Source organism: Iodobacter sp. BJB302 (assembly GCF_002735645.1).
Lineage (GTDB): Bacteria > Pseudomonadota > Gammaproteobacteria > Burkholderiales > Chitinibacteraceae > Iodobacter.
The window spans coordinates 1-3,499 of record NZ_PDZG01000140.1; the positions used below are offsets into that span (position 1 = coordinate 1).

Genomic DNA, 3,499 nt, shown 5'->3' on the forward strand with positions numbered 1-3,499 from the left:
ATATAACGATAGCAAGTCGTGCTAATTGCAAAGCTGGCGCAAGCCGCACGAATGGAGACGGACTTGGTTTCAACGGCCCAGTGAGCCATCTCACGACGTTGAGATGTTTCAGATGATTTCTGACATGCCCTCCTTGATGATATCCGCTTGCATCTGGGCTTCGATATACATCTTTTTAAGGCGCTTGTTTTCATCCTCCAGCTCTTTCATGCGCGTCATCATCGAGACGTCCATACCACCAAACTTAGCGCGCCACTTATAAAAAGAGGCAGAGCTCATACCGTGCTCGCGGCACAGATCAGGAACGGTTGAACCGACTTCGGCTTGCTTTAAAATTGACATCATCTGGTGTTATCAATTGCCCACGGCTTTCATGTAGAAGCTCCTCAAAGACTGCGAGAAAATTCTACTTAAAAATGAGCTGGTTTTGTGGGGGGATTACCCCTGCAGATGAATTTGATACAATTTATTGCCAATGTAAAAAAACAGCCTTTTAAAAATAAAATAAGAGAACAAAATTCACGCACACTACTTATTGTTGATGATGAGCCGGATATTCTGAATGCACTCAAGCGGCTGTTTCGCCGCAGTGGTTATCAAATCTTTACCAGCACATCGGCACTTGATGCACTTGAATTACTGGCCTTAAATTCAATTCACGTCATTATTTCTGATCAGCGCATGCCCCAGATGCATGGCTCGATTACGCTCTGCCGTTGCAGGTGCGCTGCGTTTTCAAAAACTGGCACTTGAAAACCTGCAGCTGGCCGATGAGCTGCGAAAAATCCGCAGTGAATCGCATAAGCACAGCCTTACGCAAGTGAACTGGGGGCCGGATGGCTCTGTGCTTTTAGATGATGATGAAACAAGTTAAGCCAAAAAACGCTTTGTCATTTATTACATTTTTTTCTTAAAAATCATATCGTTATATTCGTTTTCTGGATTAAAGCCGCCAAAATGCGTAGAATGCTGCAATTCATATACTTTTGCAGAGATCCGTCACCATGATGAAGCTGTATTCCGGTACATCCTGCCCGTTTAGCCACCGCTGCCGCATTGTCTTGTTTGAAAAGGGCATGGATTTCGAAATCATCGACGTCGATGTTCACAGCAAGCCAGAAGATTTAGCAGTGATGAATCCATACAATGAAGTGCCCGTACTGATTGAGCGCGATCTGACATTGTATGAATCAAACATCATTAACGAGTATATCGACGAGCGTTTCCCGCACCCGCAGCTGATGCCAGCGGATCCTGTGATGCGCGCCCGTGCCCGTCTGATGTTATTTAACTTTGAACGCGAGCTGTTTATCCACGTTAAAACACTGGAAACCAGCGGCACAACCAAGAAAGAAATGGAAAAGGCCCGCGCAACCATCCGCGATAACCTGACCCAAATCGCACCTTTGTTTGCCAAGCAAAAATTCATGCTGGGCGAAGAGTTCTCCATGCTGGATGTAGCCATTGCTCCACTGATCTGGCGCTTTGAGCACTATGGTATCGAAGTAACCAAGGCACTTGCGCCAATCATGAAATATGGTGAGCGCCTATTTAGCCGTCAGGCCTTTATTGATTCGCTGACAGCTAACGAAAAAGCGATGCGTAAGTAAATTGCAGGCATAGAGGGAATCGTGAGCAGGCACTTACATCATCCCGCTCACCATTCCCCACTCTCCAGTCACCAAGGACAAACTATGCAAACCGTCTCCACCAAGCCTTATTTAATTCGTGCACTGCATGAATGGTGTTCGGACCATGGCTACACGCCTTATCTGGTTGTGCGTGTGATGGGCAAGCTGCAAGTGCCAATGGAGCACGTTAAAAACAACGAAATTGTGCTGGATATCAGTTATAACGCCACGCACAATCTCAGCATTGGTAACGACTACATCAGCTTTTCTGCGCGCTTTAGCGGTGTTTCCAGAGAAATCATGGTACCCGTTGGCTGTGTGGTTTCTATCTTTTCGCGTGAAAACGGAGAAGGTATGGGCTTTGAATACGAAGGCCCGAATGAAGCAACAGAAACAGCTGACGAAGGCCCGGATGACACTCCGCCCCGCCCTACAGGCAAACCACAGCTGCGAGTGGTTAAGTAAAAAAATCCCACCCCTGCGGTGGGATTTTTTATGCCTGCCGGCGGCCAACAGCATCCGCCAGCTATTCACCAAATAAGCCCCCATCTGCGGTGTACATCTGCCCGTTTCAAACTACACTCATTTTATCTTCTAATTGCATTTCATTAATCTTGATTCAGGCTGGCTGCTTGCTGACTATTTTGAACACAAACTCACCCCCATTGATCACGCCATTGTTTCAGGCATTTTCAACGATGCCAGCAGCGCTCTTTCTGCAGCCAGAGTATCAGCACAGATTCCCGCATTTATGCAGTGCCTGCCTGTGCCTCACCAGGATACGGACTTACTGACAGGCAAGCTGATAGCAGGCCATATTAGTGAAGCCCATGAGCTGCTGCAGCAGGCACGCCTTAATGGAGCCGGGTATATATATATTGCGACCCACCTCTTACAACCCGCTATGTATCAGATTGGCCAGCTGTGGCAACAAACCCAAATCAGCGTCGCCCAGAAACATCTGGCTACAGCCATTGTGCAAAATGAGCTGGCATATCTGTATAGCCTTGCTGATTTCTCCCCTCCCAATGGAAAACGAGCCTTATTTGCCTGCGTAGAAGGCAATTTGCACTCGATCGGGATACGGATGGTGGCTGATTCATTCGAGCTGGCAGGCTGGCAGGTACAACAGCTGGGAGCAAATCTGCCCATAACGGCTTTACTCTCACAGATTTCAGCCTGGCAGCCAGAGCTGGTTGGCTTATCGGTTTCTCAAGCCCAGCATTTAGATACCCTGAGGCGGACCATCGCAGCTATTCACGGGGAGTTTGGTGAGCATCGCCCGCAGATCATGATAGGAGGGCTTTGCACCAACGCACTAAGTGAAATGTGGCGCACGCTGAAGGCCGACAGCTGGTCGCCTTCAGCAGATCTTGCTCAGATAGAAACAATCTGATGCCCTTCTCAGCCCCCGCAAACGATGATTCCCCCCATGCTGAGAGCACTGGTTTCAATCAGCTATGCCATCCTTAGCAGGGAGGGCAATATCATCGATGCCAACGATGGCTTTTATCAGCGGCTCCGGCAAGACCCGGCCTCAAGGCCCTACGATATTAGCCCTTTTATAAGCACCCCTGATTTCAGCGCCCTTATCGCCCAGATTGGGTGCAATGAAGATGGCGTTTTGCACCGGGGTATTCTTAACTTTATAGACAGCCAGGGCTCCGGGCATTCTCAGAGGGGCATCGTGTATTGCCGCAACGGCAATATCGAGATAATCAGTGAGTACGATATAAAAGAACCTGATTATGTCTCTTGCTCAGTTAATCGCCCAAGCGGGCAAGGCTTAGCAATGAGTAAGGCATGTAGCATGCGTGGGATAAGGGCACACAAATCAAAACGCCGATTAAATCGGTACTGCATTTCCG

General features: G+C 48.4%; 5 protein-coding genes and 1 pseudogene. 5 read left to right on the plus strand and 1 reads right to left on the minus strand.

Annotated elements, in window-relative coordinates:
- Window positions 1-345 (minus strand): annotated as a pseudogene (locus tag CSQ88_RS22055) (transposase); the annotation flags it as partial.
- Window positions 346-450: 105 nt separating this feature from the next.
- Here CSQ88_RS22055 and CSQ88_RS23720 point away from each other — a divergent pair.
- The 5 genes from CSQ88_RS23720 (at window position 451) to CSQ88_RS22075 (ending at window position 3,027) form a co-directional block, all read left to right on the plus strand.
- On the plus strand, window positions 451-753 hold the full coding sequence (locus CSQ88_RS23720; protein ID WP_099400209.1) for a response regulator: 303 nt from the start codon (window positions 451-453) through the stop codon (window positions 751-753).
- Window positions 695-874, plus strand: a complete 180-nt coding sequence (locus tag CSQ88_RS23095; protein WP_180273775.1) for a hypothetical protein — start codon at window positions 695-697, stop codon at window positions 872-874. The genes CSQ88_RS23720 and CSQ88_RS23095 overlap by 59 nt, the downstream gene beginning before the upstream one ends.
- Before the next feature lie 130 nt (window positions 875-1,004).
- On the plus strand, window positions 1,005-1,610 hold the full coding sequence (locus tag CSQ88_RS22065; protein WP_046351697.1) for a glutathione S-transferase N-terminal domain-containing protein: 606 nt from the start codon (window positions 1,005-1,007) through the stop codon (window positions 1,608-1,610).
- 84 nt (window positions 1,611-1,694) lie between these two features.
- On the plus strand, window positions 1,695-2,096 hold the full coding sequence (locus CSQ88_RS22070) for a ClpXP protease specificity-enhancing factor (RefSeq protein ID WP_099400210.1): 402 nt from the start codon (window positions 1,695-1,697) through the stop codon (window positions 2,094-2,096).
- A gap of 133 nt (window positions 2,097-2,229) precedes the next feature.
- Window positions 2,230-3,027, plus strand: coding sequence for a B12-binding domain-containing protein (locus CSQ88_RS22075; RefSeq protein ID WP_099400211.1), 798 nt, complete (start codon window positions 2,230-2,232; stop codon window positions 3,025-3,027).
- Window positions 3,028-3,499: the final 472 nt, after the last annotated feature.